At 36.5% G+C, this 16,161-nt stretch carries 18 protein-coding genes and 2 pseudogenes; 18 read left to right on the top strand and 2 right to left on the bottom strand.

From position 1 onward, the window contains the following. Positions 1 to 75 precede the first annotated feature (75 nt). The 10 genes and pseudogenes from OWR28_RS16190 to OWR28_RS16145 all read left to right on the top strand — a co-directional run bounded on the left by OWR28_RS16190 (position 76) and on the right by OWR28_RS16145 (position 4,809). A pseudogene (locus OWR28_RS16190) lies at positions 76 to 506 on the top strand (VOC family protein). 77 nt (positions 507 to 583) lie between these two features. Further along, positions 584 to 997, top strand: coding sequence for an SRPBCC family protein (locus tag OWR28_RS16185; RefSeq protein ID WP_332387541.1), 414 nt, complete (start codon positions 584 to 586; stop codon positions 995 to 997). Between the two features lie 151 nt (positions 998 to 1,148). Then, positions 1,149 to 1,271 (top strand): hypothetical protein, encoded by a 123-nt coding sequence (locus OWR28_RS16180; RefSeq protein ID WP_332387540.1) that lies wholly within the window; start codon positions 1,149 to 1,151, stop codon positions 1,269 to 1,271. 187 nt (positions 1,272 to 1,458) lie between these two features. Next, the gene (locus OWR28_RS16175) at positions 1,459 to 1,656 is read left to right on the top strand and encodes a VOC family protein (protein WP_332387539.1); all 198 of its coding nucleotides are present in this window, start codon (positions 1,459 to 1,461) and stop codon (positions 1,654 to 1,656) included. Continuing rightward, on the top strand, positions 1,650 to 1,874 hold the full coding sequence (locus tag OWR28_RS16170; protein WP_332387538.1) for a VOC family protein: 225 nt from the start codon (positions 1,650 to 1,652) through the stop codon (positions 1,872 to 1,874). The genes OWR28_RS16175 and OWR28_RS16170 overlap by 7 nt, the downstream gene beginning before the upstream one ends. Next, positions 1,843 to 2,223, top strand: coding sequence for a VOC family protein (locus OWR28_RS16165; protein WP_332387537.1), 381 nt, complete (start codon positions 1,843 to 1,845; stop codon positions 2,221 to 2,223). Before OWR28_RS16170 ends, OWR28_RS16165 begins: the two co-directional genes overlap by 32 nt. Before the next feature lie 149 nt (positions 2,224 to 2,372). Continuing rightward, on the top strand, positions 2,373 to 3,206 hold the full coding sequence (locus tag OWR28_RS16160) for an SDR family oxidoreductase (protein ID WP_332387536.1): 834 nt from the start codon (positions 2,373 to 2,375) through the stop codon (positions 3,204 to 3,206). Between the two features lie 133 nt (positions 3,207 to 3,339). Then, positions 3,340 to 3,768, top strand: coding sequence for an SRPBCC domain-containing protein (locus OWR28_RS16155; protein ID WP_332387535.1), 429 nt, complete (start codon positions 3,340 to 3,342; stop codon positions 3,766 to 3,768). Positions 3,769 to 3,808: 40 nt separating this feature from the next. After that, complete coding sequence (locus OWR28_RS16150) at positions 3,809 to 4,267, top strand: SRPBCC family protein (RefSeq protein ID WP_332387534.1); 459 nt, start codon at positions 3,809 to 3,811, stop codon at positions 4,265 to 4,267. An 83-nt stretch (positions 4,268 to 4,350) separates the two neighbouring features. Then, complete coding sequence (locus tag OWR28_RS16145; protein WP_332387533.1) at positions 4,351 to 4,809, top strand: DoxX-related protein; 459 nt, start codon at positions 4,351 to 4,353, stop codon at positions 4,807 to 4,809. A 146-nt stretch (positions 4,810 to 4,955) separates the two neighbouring features. On the opposite strand, the gene OWR28_RS16140 is transcribed toward OWR28_RS16145, so the two are convergent. Further along, on the bottom strand, positions 4,956 to 5,522 hold the full coding sequence (locus OWR28_RS16140) for a hypothetical protein (protein ID WP_291896478.1): 567 nt from the start codon (positions 5,520 to 5,522) through the stop codon (positions 4,956 to 4,958). Positions 5,523 to 5,945: 423 nt separating this feature from the next. On the opposite strand from OWR28_RS16140, the pseudogene OWR28_RS16135 reads away from it, so the two are divergent. From OWR28_RS16135 to gcvP, 8 genes and pseudogenes are all read left to right on the top strand, one after another. After that, a pseudogene (locus OWR28_RS16135) lies at positions 5,946 to 7,946 on the top strand (S9 family peptidase). Positions 7,947 to 8,422: 476 nt separating this feature from the next. Then, on the top strand, positions 8,423 to 8,977 hold the full coding sequence (locus tag OWR28_RS16130; RefSeq protein ID WP_332387532.1) for an RNA polymerase sigma factor: 555 nt from the start codon (positions 8,423 to 8,425) through the stop codon (positions 8,975 to 8,977). A 91-nt stretch (positions 8,978 to 9,068) separates the two neighbouring features. Next, positions 9,069 to 9,320 carry a hypothetical protein gene (locus tag OWR28_RS16125; RefSeq protein ID WP_332387531.1) on the top strand — a complete coding sequence of 84 codons (252 nt, stop codon included), beginning with the start codon at positions 9,069 to 9,071 and terminating at the stop codon, positions 9,318 to 9,320. Positions 9,321 to 9,411: 91 nt separating this feature from the next. Continuing rightward, positions 9,412 to 9,579 (top strand): hypothetical protein, encoded by a 168-nt coding sequence (locus OWR28_RS16120; RefSeq protein WP_332387530.1) that lies wholly within the window; start codon positions 9,412 to 9,414, stop codon positions 9,577 to 9,579. Between the two features lie 221 nt (positions 9,580 to 9,800). After that, positions 9,801 to 10,082, top strand: coding sequence for a hypothetical protein (locus OWR28_RS16115; RefSeq protein WP_332387529.1), 282 nt, complete (start codon positions 9,801 to 9,803; stop codon positions 10,080 to 10,082). Next, positions 10,079 to 10,441 (top strand): hypothetical protein, encoded by a 363-nt coding sequence (locus OWR28_RS16110; protein ID WP_332387528.1) that lies wholly within the window; start codon positions 10,079 to 10,081, stop codon positions 10,439 to 10,441. The genes OWR28_RS16115 and OWR28_RS16110 overlap by 4 nt, the downstream gene beginning before the upstream one ends. Positions 10,442 to 10,815: 374 nt before the next feature. Continuing rightward, positions 10,816 to 11,463 carry a DnaJ domain-containing protein gene (locus OWR28_RS16105; RefSeq protein WP_332387527.1) on the top strand — a complete coding sequence of 216 codons (648 nt, stop codon included), beginning with the start codon at positions 10,816 to 10,818 and terminating at the stop codon, positions 11,461 to 11,463. Positions 11,464 to 12,086: 623 nt separating this feature from the next. Beyond that, positions 12,087 to 14,945, top strand: a complete 2,859-nt coding sequence (gcvP, locus tag OWR28_RS16100) for an aminomethyl-transferring glycine dehydrogenase (RefSeq protein ID WP_332387526.1) — start codon at positions 12,087 to 12,089, stop codon at positions 14,943 to 14,945. A gap of 275 nt (positions 14,946 to 15,220) precedes the next feature. On the opposite strand, the gene OWR28_RS16095 is transcribed toward gcvP, so the two are convergent. Beyond that, entirely contained in the window at positions 15,221 to 15,619 is a 399-nt protein-coding gene (locus OWR28_RS16095; protein ID WP_332387525.1) for a helix-turn-helix domain-containing protein, read from the bottom strand. Positions 15,620 to 16,161 lie beyond the last annotated feature (542 nt).

Raw genomic sequence — 16,161 nt, 5'->3', positions numbered from 1 at the left:
ATATTAACTTAATTAATTCTTAATGGATCAACAGTAGAATCTATTTTTATAATAATAACTTTAAAATTAAAAGTCATGGCTAAATTAAATCCGTATCTGAATTTTGATGGAACAGCTGAAGAAGCGTTCAATTTTTACAAAACTGTTTTCGGTGGCGAATTCATAGGAGGAATTCATAAAATGGGAAATGCTCCCGGTACCGAAAATCTTTCAGAAGAAGAAAAAACAGAGTGATGCATGTTGCCCTGCCTGTAGGAAACGATCTTTTAATGGCATCTGATATTGTACCTGGGTTTGGGCAGACCCTTACTGTGGGAAATAACAATTACGTATCTATTTTCCCTGATTCCAAAAGTGAAGCAGACAGAATTTTTAAAGAACTTTCTGAAGGCGGAAATGTGGAAATGCCTATTGAAGATCAGTTTTGGGGAGACTATTTCGGATGCTTCCAGGATAAATATGGTGTTCATTGGATGGTGAACTATAATGAAGAATACGCAAAATAGTACTATATTTAACTCATTATAAAAGAGGTGCCCGCTTTATGGGCAGCTCTTTGTTTAAACTTAAAAAAATCAGAACTATGGATCCAATTAAAATCGATATTACAATTTTAGCACCGGTGGAAAAGGTTTGGACTTACTTTAATGAACCCAAACATATCACGAAATGGAATTTCGCCCATGAAAGCTGGCACTGTCCTAGTTCTGAAAATAATCTTGAGGTAGGAGGTAAATTCAAAAACAGAATGGAAGCCAGAGATAAAAGCTTCGGGTTTGATTTTGAAGGAGTGTATGATGCAGTTATACCTCACCAGCTGATCAAATATCATATGGAAGACGGCCGGAAAGTAGAAGTTATTTTTGATAAAATAGATGACAATACAACGAAAGTGATTGAAATTTTCGATCCGGAAAAACAAAATTCTGTGGAAATGCAGAGAGATGGCTGGTATGCTATCCTTAATAACTTCCACAAGTATGTTGAGAATCATTAACAATATTTTTTGTAGCCATGATCAATTTAGTTATCATGTCAAAGAGTTTAAATTCAATGTATGCTTTTAATTATGACTCTAAAGAAGAATTTCTTCATGGGGTTATAGCAATACCGGCAAGAAGGGCTCTGGAAAAAGAAAAATAAATTCTTTGGAAAAACTGTCAGATTATTCCGAAAAAGAAATCATGCAGCTTCATGGTTTCGGAAAAAATACGATGGTTAAACTGAAGAATTATATGAAAGAGCATCAGGTATGTTTTAAAGAGGCATAATAAGTTTTCAACCTGGCATTTCTACGGTGTCATTGCAGATAAGAAGCCACTTTCAGATGCAGAGGCATCATATTTCTTTGCTGTTATTTATGGTACAACTTTTCACGGTATTTTATTCGTTATGAAACGGAATGATCCATAAGACAAAAATAAAAATACATCTATCAACCCATTTAAATATAAAGTTATGAACAACGATATTTTCCCATGTCTCTGGTATGACGGAGATGCCAAACAATCTGCAGAATTTTACTGTAATGTTTTTGGAGGAGAGATCACAGCAGACACTCCTGTCGTAATGAACATTGACCTGTTCGGACAAAGACTGATGCTGTTGAATGGTGGTCCGCAATTTAAAAAAATCCTTCCATTTCTTTTATGGTAATCTGTGAGACGGAAGACGAAGTTCAAAAATACTGGGACCGGTTATTGGATGGCGGAATAGCCCTCATGGAACTGGGATCTTACTCATGGAGCCCGAAATACGGGTGGGTTCAGGATAAATACGGAGTAACATGGCAGATTATTCCTGGGAGAAAAAGCAAACGATCAGAAAATAATTCCTACTTTGATGTTTATCCATGGAAACAATGGAAAAGCTAAAGAAGCAATGCAGCTTTATACGCAGACTTTTCCCAATTCAAACATAGGAAACATATTAACGTATGGAGCAGGAAGTGAAGGACATGACATTCCGGAACCGGCAGAAAATGTTCAGCATGCTCATTTTGTAATTGATAACTACAGCTTATTCTGCATGGATAATTCCTATGATCATCCGTTTGATTTCAATGAAGGAATATCATTGGTGGTCATGACAGATGACCAGCCGCAGACAGATCATTACTGGAATACACTGACGGCAGACGGAGGAAGAGAAAGTATGTGCGGCTGGCTGAAAGATAAATATGGCTTGAGCTGGCAGATTGTCCCTAAAAACTCATTCAGCTGATGAACGATTCCGATCAGGAAAAAGCCTACAAAGTAGTTCAGGCAATGATGAAAATGCAGAAAATCATCATTCAGGATCTGGAAGATGCCTATAACTCTTAATGTATTTCGGCGTATTGTTTGATGTGATTTAGAGAAAAAGATTTGCATATGAAAACACAGAACAAATCAGACTCTAAGTCAAAGGTCCCTAAAGAAGGGCTGTTTCCGGAAATTATCCGGAATGATTATCAGGGAAGCCGGAAGCTGCAAGGAAAAAAAGCAGTGATTTCCGGGGGAGACAGTGGTATAGGACAGGCTGTAGCCGTTCATTTTGCCAGAGAAGGAGCAGATGTTGCCATTATCTATAAAGAAAGTGACGATGATGCCAGAGAAACCCGGAAACTGGTGGAAAAAGAAGGACAGAAGTGTATTCTGATCAAAGGAGATCTTACCAGGAAAGCATTCAGGACCAAGTGTGCAGACAAGATTAAAGCAGAGTGGAAGAGCCTTGATATTCTGGTCAACAACGCCGGAATACATACCTCGAAAACCAGTCTGGAAAAGATTTCTGATGAGCAGATTCAGGAAACATTTGAAACCAATATCATTTCCATGATTTCATTCACCAGAAACTTTCTTCCGCTGATAGGAAAAGGAGGACGTATTATCTGTACCACCTCTGTTACAGCCTACCGTGGAAGCGATCATCTGATAGATTATGCGGCAACAAAAGGAGCTGTTTTATCTTTTATCCGGTCTCTGGCAGACAACCTCGCAGAAAAAGAAATTCTGGTAAACGGAATTGCTCCCGGACCTATCTGGACCCCGCTGGTAAAAGAAGCTTTTGATGATCTTTCCACCTTTGGAAAAGATACCCCGCTGAAACGTGCGGGACAACCTTCTGAAGTAGCACCGGCCTATGTTTTTCTTGCTTCAAAAGATGCAAGTTATATCACCGGAGAAATCATTCATATCAACGGCGGTGATTTTGTCGGAGGATAGATGAGAGGCCAGAGGATGGAAGCTGGAAGCTGGAAGTTAGAAGTTAGAAGTTAGATGTGATTGATCAGTAATTTCACTCACTCTCAAACTCTCAGACTCTCAAAACCTATTACCACCACTTAATACTTAAAAAATGGAAAAACTATCATACGAAATAGAAATCAATGCCGAACCTGAAAAAGTATGGAGCGTCCTGTGGGGGGATATTACCTACAGGCAATGGACATCGGCTTTTACGGACGGCTCTTTTTATGAAGGGACGCTGGATGAGAATAATATTGTTAAATTTCTTGATCCCAAAAACAACGGAATGTACAGCAGGGTAGAAAAAGTGATTCCTAACGAGGAAATAATATTTCTGCATCTGGGTGAGATTTACGATGGTATTGAAGTTCCTCAGGATTGGGGTGAGGCTACAGAAGCTTACTTCCTGAAGGAAAACGAAGAAGGGACTTTGCTGAGGACTGAGATTCAGACTCCTGCAGAATTTAAAGAATTTTTTGAGGAGAAATTTCCAAAAGCCATGTCACTTGTGAAGCACCTTTCGGAAAATCAGCTGTAGGAGTGGCAAAAAAAATAATACAAATCATAAAAATTAAAATATGGAAACTTTATCATACGAAACAGTAATTGATGCTCCCATGCAGAAAGTCTGGGATATTCTCTGGAGCCCTGAAACATATAGCGAATGGACCCGTTACTTTGGAGAAGGATCCGTCATGAAATCCGATTGGAAGGTAGGCGGAAAAACCTACTTTGTTAATGCGAGTGGAGAAGGTATGGTTTCTACCATAGACAGTCTTGATGAGCCGAGACAGGTTGTATTCAAACACCTGGGAATGGTAGATAAGGAAGGTCATGAAGATACACAGAGCAAAGAAGTAATGGAGTGGAGCGGCAGTTTTGAGAAATATTTCCTGATCGATTTTGATGGGAAAACAAAACTTCATACAGAGGTTCAGGTTGAAAAAGAATGGCAGGATCATCTCAATACAGGATTTACAAAAGGGCTGATGGTTGTAAAAAGCCTTGCAGAAGGAGTTAGCCTTGATTCAGTATAATATAATTCAATGTTTAAAGTTCAAGGTTTCAGGTTTACAACTGATACTTGAGTCTAATTCCTGCAACCTGCAACCTATCATCTATGAAACTACTTGTCATACTTTTCGCAACATGTATTCTGGCTTTGCTGGCAACTTTTCTTTTTCAGGGGAAACCGGATTTTATATTTTCGGGAAACCTGGGGATGGCTGTTTTTATCATCTTTACAGGCTTTTCACATTTTAAATTCCAAAAAGGAATGGCAATGATGATCCCTGATTTTATTCCTGGGAAACTGTTTTGGGTCTATTTTACAGGGGGATTGGAAATTGCGGCAGGGATTGGACTTATGATTCCGGCCATCCGCGAAACTACAGCTGTTTTACTGATCATTTTTTATGTATTGGTTTTTATTGCCAATATCAATTCCTCCAGGAAAAACATCAATATTTTTAAAGCAGATTACACCGGTCCCGGGATGAAATACCTTTATTATCAAAGGATTCCCATGCAGGTTATTTTAATAGCATGGACCTGGTATTTCGGAATCTATTTACATTAGATAAAAATGTTAAAGTTAACAGTTTGTTTTGTTAGAAAATTGAAATAAGTGCAGTGTCAATATTTTGACACTGCACTTTTTGAACCTAAAAAAGTTGAATTACTTTTTTGTGTTAAATAGTTTAATTATGAAATAGTTTCATCGTTTTATTCAAATTTTATATTTTTTAAAGTATATTTTAAACCATTGAAAGTAAAGTCGCAGAATATTATACCTCTAACTTTCATTCCTAATTTATTTTCACTTTTAAATTCTTTAGAAACCCTAAAAGAACCCTTTTCATAATTTATATTTGAGAAATCTTCAGGGAGAACTGATGTATAACCATTGGGGTTTTTAACAAAATCTCTTGAAATAGATTTATATTCCAAAGTTTCAGGATATTTAACACTTGCTTTTATTAACGTTAATAAGTTTTCATTAATTAGAAATCTCTTCTCAAAATAAAACTTTTCCTCACTTTTAATTAATTTATTAATTTCTTCTTTTTTATCTTTAAGATCTAATGACTTCCATCCTTTTTGAAATTTTCGACTTCTAATAATACTATCTTTTTTTATTTGTTCTACTTTTCCATTATCAGATTCTAATGTTTTGATTGTTCTCCAGACGGTGACGGATATAAATAAAAAAGCTAAAGTTAAAAGTAATGTAGTCCATTTAAGGCAGCCTCCTTTTGTTTTTTTAGATGTTAGATTTTGATCAATATTCATAATTCTAATTTTGCCACAAAAAAAGTAAATACTTTTGAGATGTTTTTGGGGGAAACCGTAAAAGCAGCTTAATTAGAGTTTCTATATTTTTATTTGTTGTCAAATTCTTTTACAGAATAAAAATGATTTTAGAGTTCATGAAAGAGATATTAAAAAATATTAAATGGTTGCCATTTTTGGATATCATAAGAATCTAAATTACTTGTTATAATTTTCTCCTATGTATTAATATAATTTTTATTTGCGAGAATAGTAAATATATATACTCAAAAGCCTCAGTATCATAAATGAAAATATTTTTTTAATTAAATGATATAAAACTGTAACATTTTACAGGAATTGCATGTCTTATTATATAGTTGCCTTTATTTTTATTATTTAAAAAAAGTGCACTCGATAACTTTAACCTTTAAAATAGAAGTTATGAACCTAAATCACAACATTTTCGGTACAGCCTATATTGTACTGTCCACTATTATGATCAACGCACAAAGTTCTACTGCCAAACTGCCGGGAGATCCTACTTTGCCATCTTCCAAAGCCAATCTGGAAAAGCTTATTTCTTACGATAAAGGAAACTTTAAATACAAAGTTGAAGATTATTTTGCAAGGCCAAAAGCTTCAGCATTTAAAATCTCTCCTGACGGAAAGTATCTTTCCTACAAAGAAAAAGATCAGGATAAAAAATCACGTTTATGTTAAAGATCTTGGTACCGGAAAAATTACCAAAGCTATAGTTGAAAAAGATGACCTGATAAGAGGTTACGGATGGCTGAACAAAAAACGTCTTTTCTATACGCAGGATAGAGGGGGAAATGAAAATATTCACCTTTACGCCACAGATATAGATGGAGGCAATCAGAAAGATTTAACACCATTTGACGGTGTAAAAGTACAGGCCATTATTCCGGTTAAGGATACGGATTTCGTTGTGGTTACCATGAATAAGAATAACAAGCAGATCTTTGAACCCTTTAAAATCAATTTCGTTACCGGGGAAATGACCCAGCTGTATGAAAATAAAGATGTCAACAGCCCTATTGATGATTACCTTTTTGATAAAGACGGAAATCTGAGAGGATACAGCGTTCTTGAAAACGGATTAACTACTAAAACCTATTATAAGGATCTGCAGACCGGAAAATTCAATCTGATCAAATCTGCAGACTGGTCTGATACCTTCAGTATTATTGAATTTAATGAAAATTCTAAAAACAAAGACGAAGCGTATGTAGTAACCAATCTGGATAGTGATAAAGCGAGGATTGTACTGTATGATCTGAAGAAAAATGCTGTGATTAAAGAAATTTATTCCAATCCGGTATATGATGTGAGCTCAATAAGCACTGCGGGTAAAAACAGAAACTATGAGCTTGATTATATCAGCTATGAAGGAACCAAAGGAGAAACGGTTCCGGTAAGTAAATTTTATAAGGAAATACACGATAAATTAAAAGCTCAGTTCGGAGACAAAGAATTTGGAATTGCCTCTTCTGATGATAATAATGATAAACTTCTGATCGTCGTGGGAAGTGATAAGCTGTATGGAACCTATTATGAATACGATACCAAAACCAAACAGACCAAACTTCTCTACAATCTGATGCCTCAGCTGAAAGAAGAAGATATGGCTGAAATGAGACCTATCGAATTTAAAAGCAGAGACGGATTAACAATCCATGGATATATCACCCTGCCTAAGGCAGCATTGGAAGGAAAAAAGTTCCTCTTATTGTAAATCCTCATGGTGGCCCTCAGGGAATCAGAGATAGCTGGGGATTCAACCCGGAAACTCAGCTGTTTGCAAGCCGTGGATATGCTACCCTTCAGGTTAATTTCAGAATTTCCGGGGGATACGGAAAATCATTCCAGAAAGCAGGTTATAAGCAGATCGGAAGAAAAGCTATGGATGATGTGGAAGATGGAGTAAAATACGCTATTGAACAGGGATGGGTAGATAAAGATAAAGTTGCCATTTACGGAGGAAGCCATGGAGGATATGCAACACTGATGGGACTGATTAAAACTCCGGATTTGTATGCGTGTGGAGTAGATTACGTAGGAGTTTCCAACATCTTTACTTTCTTTGATTCCTTCCCGGAATACTGGAAACCTTATAAAGAAATGGTAAAACAGATCTGGTATGACCTTGACAATCCTGAAGAAGCAAAAATAGCTAAGGAAGTTTCCCCGGTTTACCAGATTGATAAGATCAAAAAGCCTTTATTTGTGGTCCAGGGAGCCAACGATCCAAGGGTTAATATCAATGAATCTGATCAGATTGTAAAAGCGATGCGTGCCAAAGGATTTGAAGTTCCTTATCTGGTTAAATATGATGAAGGACATGGATTTGGAAAAGAGCCTAACAGGATTGAGCTTTATAAGTCAATGTTAGGATTCTTTGCTGAAAATTTTAATAAGTAACCTATAATTTTATAATGTGTGGAACGGAAGGCTCAGGTCTTCCGTTTCTTTTGTTATTGATTAGGTGGTGTTTGGATTCTTACGGAATGACAAGCTGTATGGATAAACTATCATTACAATTGTGTCATTCCGTAGGAATCTCAAATAACGTTAGAAATTGAGAATGGATAAAAGATCTTCATCAATCATCAATCATCAATTACCAATTATCACTTACCAACTTAGCCCCGATAGCAGCGGTTACCCCGGAACATGAGTGGGAGAGTCGAAGGGTAAGAGTGTGGGATGGCCTGGCGTGAGGAGTATGAGCGGATAGCGGGAAATAGCTCCCTTAAACATAAGTAATGAGAATTGAGAAGATAAAAAACCGATGGATAAAAGAAAAACTGAATTGTAAGAAAAATATTTTAAATTTATTAAAGTAAAACCAAAAGACTAACCGTCATATCAGTATGGAGGTTGTCGAAAAAATAACAATGCCACAGAAGGAGAAAGAAAGCATCATCTCACAGACCGTTTCCAACTACGGAGGGAAGCTGATGTCTTATATTCGTCCGAAAGTGAAAAACGCGGAGGATGCGGAAGATATCCTGCAGGAAGTGTGGTATCAGTTCAGTAGCCTTACGAATCTTTCTGAGATCGTAAACGTTGGAGGCTGGCTGTACAGGGTGACGGCAAATAAAATTACTGACCGTTACCGTAAAAAGAAAACAGAAAATCTTGAAGATTTCGTATATGAAGACGAAGACGGCGAATTCTCTATCAAAGATATCCTTTTGATGGACGAAAGCGCAGGCCCTGAAGTAAAGATGTTTCAGGATGAAATCTGGAAAAAACTGTTTGAAGCGCTTGATGAACTTCCCGAAAAACAAAGGCTGGTCTACGTAGAAAACGAACTGAACGACAAAACCCTCCAGGAGATCGCCGATGAACAGGGAGAAAACATCAAAACCATCATCAGCAGAAAAAACTATGCTGTGAAGCACTTAAGAAACAGATTGAGAAAATTATACGAAGATTTAAAAAGTTAGAAAAGAAATTATGAATCATAAACACAAAAAGGGTTGGATTTTTTTATTGTTATGCCCGCCATTAATTTTAACTGCCGTTACATGGATTGTAATGATGCTTTGGAACGCTCTCCTTCCTGAGATTTTAGGAGCGAAAACGATTACTTTCTGGCAGGCAATGGGAATACTGATCTTAAGCAAAATTCTTTTCGGAGGTTTTCATTTCGGAAAAGGAGTGAGAGATTTCAAAGAAAGAAAAATGAGGGAGAAAATGGCAGGTTTGTCTCCTGAGGAAAGAGAGAAATTCAAGGAAATCTGGAGAAACAAATGTTCCGGAGGATTCTTCAACAGAAATAACGAATAATTTAAAAATTTGAAAGAAGTAGTAAAGTAAAATTAAAATTCATTCGTCTCTATAAAAAACAAGAAGTAGTAAAATTTAAAATTTTGAAAAAATGAAAAATTCAGCATTAAAAGGAGCTCTTGGAGCACTAGCCGTTGTGGGTGTAGCCTTAATTGCTAAAAAAGCCGCACAAAGAAAAAATTTATCAAAGGTATTTTTGACGAATACGGAATCAAAGAAAAGTCCCCTTTCGGACTGGCAGATAAGATCAGGGAAATGAATGACGAAGACTATCAGGAACTGAAAGGAAAGTTCAAAAAGAATTCGGTTCAAGATGCTGCAGAAAAGATAATACCTGCGAAGCATAATACATAAGAACTAAATTGAAATTGTTTAATTCCGGCGCGGGAAGCTCTGCTTCCCGCGCCGGAATTTTTTTATTTAAACAGTTGTATAAGCTTTTTTAACGCTACATTTGTATGAAAAAATAGTTCGGTTATCATGAAGTACAGGTATATTTATATTGCATTGCTGTCTGTTTTCTCCATCATCATCTATGGACAGAATTCTCAGCAAAAACATTATATTTTCTTTCTGCATAATAAATTTCTGGAAGGCCATTCTCTGGAGGAAAAACATCCAAAATACGGAGTGGCAGAATATGAAGCAATACTTCATCAACTAAAGGATAACAATACGGTTGTGATTTCTGAAAAAGAAAAGCAGATACGGATCCTTCAGTGTATGCTCAGAAAGTGGCAAAGCAGATTGACAGTCTTATGAAAAAAGGAATTCCTGCTGGAAATATCACGGTAGTAGGCACTTCCCAGGGAGGATATATTGCGCAATATGTGTCTTATTATAAGAAAAATCCGCAATTAAAATTTGTAATTATCGGTGCCAGTTTTAAAGATGATTCTTTGGAAAAAGATAAAAATTTCAGGCTTTATGGAAAAATACTTTCCATTACGGAAAAATCTGATGACGGACATATTCCGATATCGCATGAACAGCGGTTCATCAGATCTCATATTAAAGATTTTAAGGAAATAGAACTTAATACGGGGCTGAATCATGGTTTTCTTTTCAAAGCGCTCAATGACTGGATTGCTCCGGCTAAGGATTGGGTTTACCGCAAATAGATAGTGGTGGTCTATTATCATTTAGTGGTTGTCATTGAAGTTGCTGCGAAATGATCTGCGTAATTTGTAAAATCTGTGGAATACAGAGTTGAGATTCCTTGCTATGCTCGGAATGACAGGGAAACTGTTGAAAATAACCGTTTCATTTTAGAGAAGTATAATTTTATCGGAGATAAAATCTTTGCGCCTTAAAAATATACAGATTGTTGTGAAAATCCTTAGCGTCTTTGCGGTTTTCCAACCAACAGATACGAGCTATATTGAGATTGCTTCACCTTCGGTTCGTAATGACTTTAAGATCTGTTTTTTTCTGACAAAATTTACCGTAAACATCAAACACAAAGAAAAATAAATCCTTATTTTTGTATTGCTCAATGAAAGATTATTATTATTTTCTCGGTATATCACAGGATGCTTCAGAAGAAGACGTCAAAAAAGCTTATCGGAAGTTATCTTTAAAATACCACCCGGATAAAAATGATAATGATGATTTTTTCGCAGATCGCTTCCGTGAGATTCAGGAGGCTTATGAAACATTGAGTGATCCGGCGAGAAGACGTACCTATGACCAGAATTTAGAAAGTCACCAGCGAAGTTTCAGATATAATATTCCACCTGCTATCAAAACTTTTACAGCGAATAAGATTCATGCGAAAAAAGGAGAGGAGATCATCATCAACTGGCAGACGAGTAATGCCGATGTGGTGAAGGTATTGCCTTTCGGGTTAGAGAAACCATATGGAGAAAGGATCTTTAAGATCACAGAATTTAAAGATGGAAAATTCCAGCTTTTGCTTCATGCAACAAATTCTCTTTTGCACAAAACGGTTGTTCAGGGAATCACCATCACAGAAGTTTTTGAGAACGATTCTGAAAAATTCAAAAATTCGGTGGAAGAAATGTTTAAGCCACAGCCCGCAACCCGGATTAACAAATTCGGCCAACCTAAAATAATGATGCTGATCTGGGGCATTATTATCCTGGCGATTGCAATCTATATACTGATAAAAAGCTTCGACTAGCTATGCCATTTTCTTTCTCCCTGGGCATTTTTTACATCTTTTTCCTTTCTTGAATTTTTTACAGCAAGATTTCTTTTCACAGAACATCTCTTCGTTATTGAAAGAGTAAGGTGCCAAAGGCGGAACTTTAAATGGGACTATCATATTCATGGTGCAAATATATTAATTTAGAATAAATATAATTAATAAAATTTCATAAAATTCTTAGAACCTGATGAATAGCAGTCAGAGCTTGTTTTAAAGATTTTAAAAGGCTTAACGTTGAATGGCAGATAAATCCCAGTATTGATATAAAGCACATGCTGAATAAAATTTATTTTACAGATTCTTTTTTAATATAAGTTCAATCAATAAGGTTGAGTTTATTGATTAAATACATTGATTTGATAATGTATAAAATACTGGATTATATACGAATTGATAATTTGTTTTATGTATTATGTACTGAATAATGGTTATTGTTGATAAGATTGATGTAAACCTTATCATAAATTATGAAATGCAAATTGTGAGAAAAGTCACAAATAGATGTGTGAATTATCACCTTGGCAGTACTCTTGTGAAATCGTCCAAAAAATTGTAATTTTACCCATCTTTTTACAAACAAAATCTAATAAATAAAAATGAATACAGAACAGTTTGTGAGCCGCCACATTTCTCTTAATGAAGCCGATAAACAGGCGATGTTGGAAAAACTTGGCGTTTCAAGTATTGAAGAGTTAATTTCTCAGACTATCCCTTCTTCTATCCGTTTAGAGAAAGATCTTGAGATCTCGAAACCACTTTCTGAATACGAAATGTTGAACCATTCAAAAGAATTGGCATCTAAAAATACAGATTATACAAGTTATATCGGATTTGGATACCACAATACACTTTTGCCTTCAGCAATCCAGAGAAATATTTTTGAAAACCCTAGCTGGTATACGGCATATACTCCGTATCAGGCAGAAATTGCACAGGGAAGGCTTGAAGCTCTTCTTAATTTCCAGACTGTAGTATGTGACCTTACAGGTTTTGCATTGGCGAACGCATCGTTATTGGATGAATCTACTGCTGCCGCAGAAGCCATGCACATGTTCTTCAATAACAGGTCTAAAGACCAGAAAAAAGCAGGGGCTAATAAGTTCTTCGTTTCTGATCTTGTTCTTCCTCAGACCGTTTCTGTATTAAAAACAAAAGCTGAAGGATTAGAAATTGAAATCGTAGTTGGAGATCATAAAACACACCAGTTTGATGCTTCTTACTATGGAGTTTTATTACAATATCCTGGTAAAAACGGAATCGTTTTAGATTATACTGAAGATATCGTAGAATATAAAAAACTTGACCTTCAGGTAGCAGTGGCTTGTGATCCTCTTGCTTTGGTTAAGCTAAAGTCTCCTGCAGAGATGGGAGCTGACTGTGCTGTAGGAACTACACAGAGATTTGGTATTCCATTAGGATACGGAGGCCCTCACGCAGCGTTCTTCGCTTGTAGAGAAGATTATAAAAGAGATATCCCGGGAAGAATCATTGGAGTTTCTCAGGATATGTACGGAAGACGTGCATTAAGAATGGCATTGCAGACAAGAGAGCAGCACATCAAAAGAGAAAAAGCTACTTCAAATATCTGTACAGCTCAGGTTCTTTTGGCAGTAATGGCAGGGATGTATGCTGTGTATCACGGTCCGAAAGGATTAAATTATATCGCTGATCAGATCCACTTTAAAGCAAACGCCTTGAAAGGAGGTCTTAAAGCATTAGGGTATCAGGTAGTAGAAGAGCCAATCTTCGATACTGTAAAAATCACGATGCTTGAAGAAGAGAAAGCTAAATTAGTAAGACTGATGCTGGATCACAGACTTAACCTAAACTATTTCACAGAAGGGGTAGTAAGTATTGCGATCAACGAAAGTACAACATTAGAGAAATTAAACTATCTGATGGCTTCTTTCGCTCAGTTTAAAGACAAGCAGACTTTCAAATTAGAAATTAAAGAAGGATACAGCATTCCTGAAGAAAATCTGAGAAAAGACGAGATTCTTACGGAAGAAGTATTCAACAAATACCATACAGAAACAGAACTGATGCGTTATATCAAGCGTCTTGAGAGAAAAGATTTATCATTGACACACTCTATGATTTCTTTAGGATCTTGTACAATGAAACTGAATGCCGCAACACAAATGTTACCGCTTTCATGGGAAAACTGGGGAGCTATTCACCCATTCGTACCTGTAAACCAGGCTGAAGGATATCAGGAAATGATCCGTGAACTGGAGAAAGACCTGGCAGAAATTACAGGTTTTGCGGGAACTTCTCTTCAGCCAAATTCCGGAGCTCAGGGAGAATATGCAGGATTAATGGTCATCAGACAATATCATATCTCAAGAGGAGACCACCACAGAAATGTAGTATTAATTCCTCAGTCTGCACACGGAACAAACCCGGCTTCTGCTGCTATGGCAGGAATGAAAATCGTAGTCGTGAAAAACCTTGAAAACGGGGAAATCGACTTCGAAGATCTTAAAGCTAAAACAGAACTTCATTCAGAGAATTTATCGGCTGTAATGATCACTTATCCTTCTACTTACGGATTCTTTGATGCCAATATTAAAGAAATTACCAACCTTATCCACGAGCACGGAGGACAAGTATATATGGATGGTGCAAACATGAACGCTCAGGTAGGATTTACAAGTCCTGGAAACATCGGAGCAGACGTTTGCCACCTTAACCTCCACAAAACTTTCGCAATTCCTCACGGAGGTGGAGGTCCTGGAGTAGGCCCTATCTGTGTTGCTAAACACTTAGTGCCATTCCTTCCTTCCAATGCGAATATCAGAATCGGTTCCAAAGAAGCAATCGACGGTATTTCTGCTGCACCTTACGGTTCAGGACTGATCCTTAACATTTCTTATGCTTACATCAAAATGTTAGGAACTGAAGGCCTTAAAAAGGCTACAGGACATGCTATCCTTAACGCTAACTATCTGAAAGAAGTGCTGGCAGAGCATTTCCCGATTTTATATTCAAATGAAAACGGAAGAGTAGCTCACGAATGTATCGTAGACTTCCGTCAGTTCAAATCTTTAGGAATTGAAGTGGCTGATGTGGCGAAGAGATTAATGGATTATGGGTTCCATGCTCCTACCGTTTCTTTCCCGGTTGCAGGTACATTGATGATTGAGCCTACAGAATCTGAAAGCAAGGCTGAAATAGACCGTTTTGCAGAAGCATTGATCTCTATCAAAAAAGAAATCGATGAAATTGCCAACGGAGAAGCAGATGCAACAAACAACGTATTGAAAAATGCTCCTCATACAGAACAACTGGTGATCTCAGATTCATGGGATAAACCATACAGCAGAGAAAAGGCAGCTTATCCGTTAGAGTGGGTAAGAGACCACAAATTCTTCGCTTCTGTATCAAGAGTAGATGAAGCGTACGGAGACAGAAACTTGGTTTGTACTTGTGAGCCGATTGAAGCTTATATGTAATCTCAGTTTTTAACTATAAAAAATCCCTCTCAGTAATGAGAGGGATTTTTGTTTTTATTGAGTATTTTCTGTGCAGTAATCGTCATTGCGGGCGTAGCGAAGCAATCTCTTTAACGCAAATGTCGCGAGGATTTCCGACAACTAATTGTTTCAATGTTCGCAGAGGCATTCCACTCAGCAAGCTTAAACGATGTGTTTTTCCGACAAATTACGAGCCTTGAACGTCAATTGTCATTGCGAGCGTAGCGAAGCAATCTCAAAACAGAAATGATTTTTTATTTCCTTTTAATTAATTCTTCAAGCCTGGTCATCATATCATCCTTTTCTTTCAGCATTCTTTCGTAAAGTGCGATTTTTTCTTCATGAAGCTGGATGATTTTATCAATAGGATTATAATTGTTGACAATCACACCTGTTGCATTGTCATGAAAATTACTTGAAATAATATTTATAGCCTGTTCCTCATCAAAATTCTGGAATGCTTCCACAGGAATTTTTAAAACCTCAGAAATCTTTTGAAGGAGCGGATCTTCAATGGTTTCTTTCTGTTCCAATAAAGAAATTTTCTTCTGGTTCCAGTCATCACCTAAATCCAGCGCTAAAGCTTCCTGTTTGATGCCCAGCATTTCTCTGAATCTTTTAACGTTTCTTCCCTGATGTATCTTTTGTTCCATTTGTGGTTTTAAGCTTATTTGAAGGTTTATGATGAGTAAAGATAGAAAATTGTGGTGATATTAAGAGGTGATACTGAAGATTTGTACTGAATTCTTTTTAATTAAAACAAAATCACCTCCCGGTTTTCGGGAGGTGCCTAGTATTTAAATTCCGGTTTGTTATCTTCGTTTAAAGCTATACGCCAGCAAAATAGCAAAGCCCATAGTAACGCAGGTTATAATTGAAATGGTTTCAATGGAAATTCCACTTTTCATCTGTGTGTTTTCTTTTTCACATGAAAAAAAGAATAATAATGTCAAGAACAGACATACCGATAGTAATTTTTTATTCATAAATGTATTTATTTGGTTACGAAATATTTAAAGCAAAAACTATACCGGATTTGTAGACTTTTAAAATGTGTTATTGAGTTTTTTCGTTATGACAAAAGTTAACTTTATGGACAATATTTTTTATTAATCCACGGTTTCCAAAATAGCAAAGGGAATGATTGATCAAAAATGCTGAAAAGGGGAGTAGATTACCGAAGAACTCTTTAAAA

Origin of the sequence: Chryseobacterium sp. 1B4 (genome assembly GCF_036631475.1) — a bacterium.
GTDB lineage: Bacteria > Bacteroidota > Bacteroidia > Flavobacteriales > Weeksellaceae > Chryseobacterium.
Note: the sequence above shows the minus strand (reverse complement) of the source record. Positions and strands in the feature narration are given on the sequence as shown.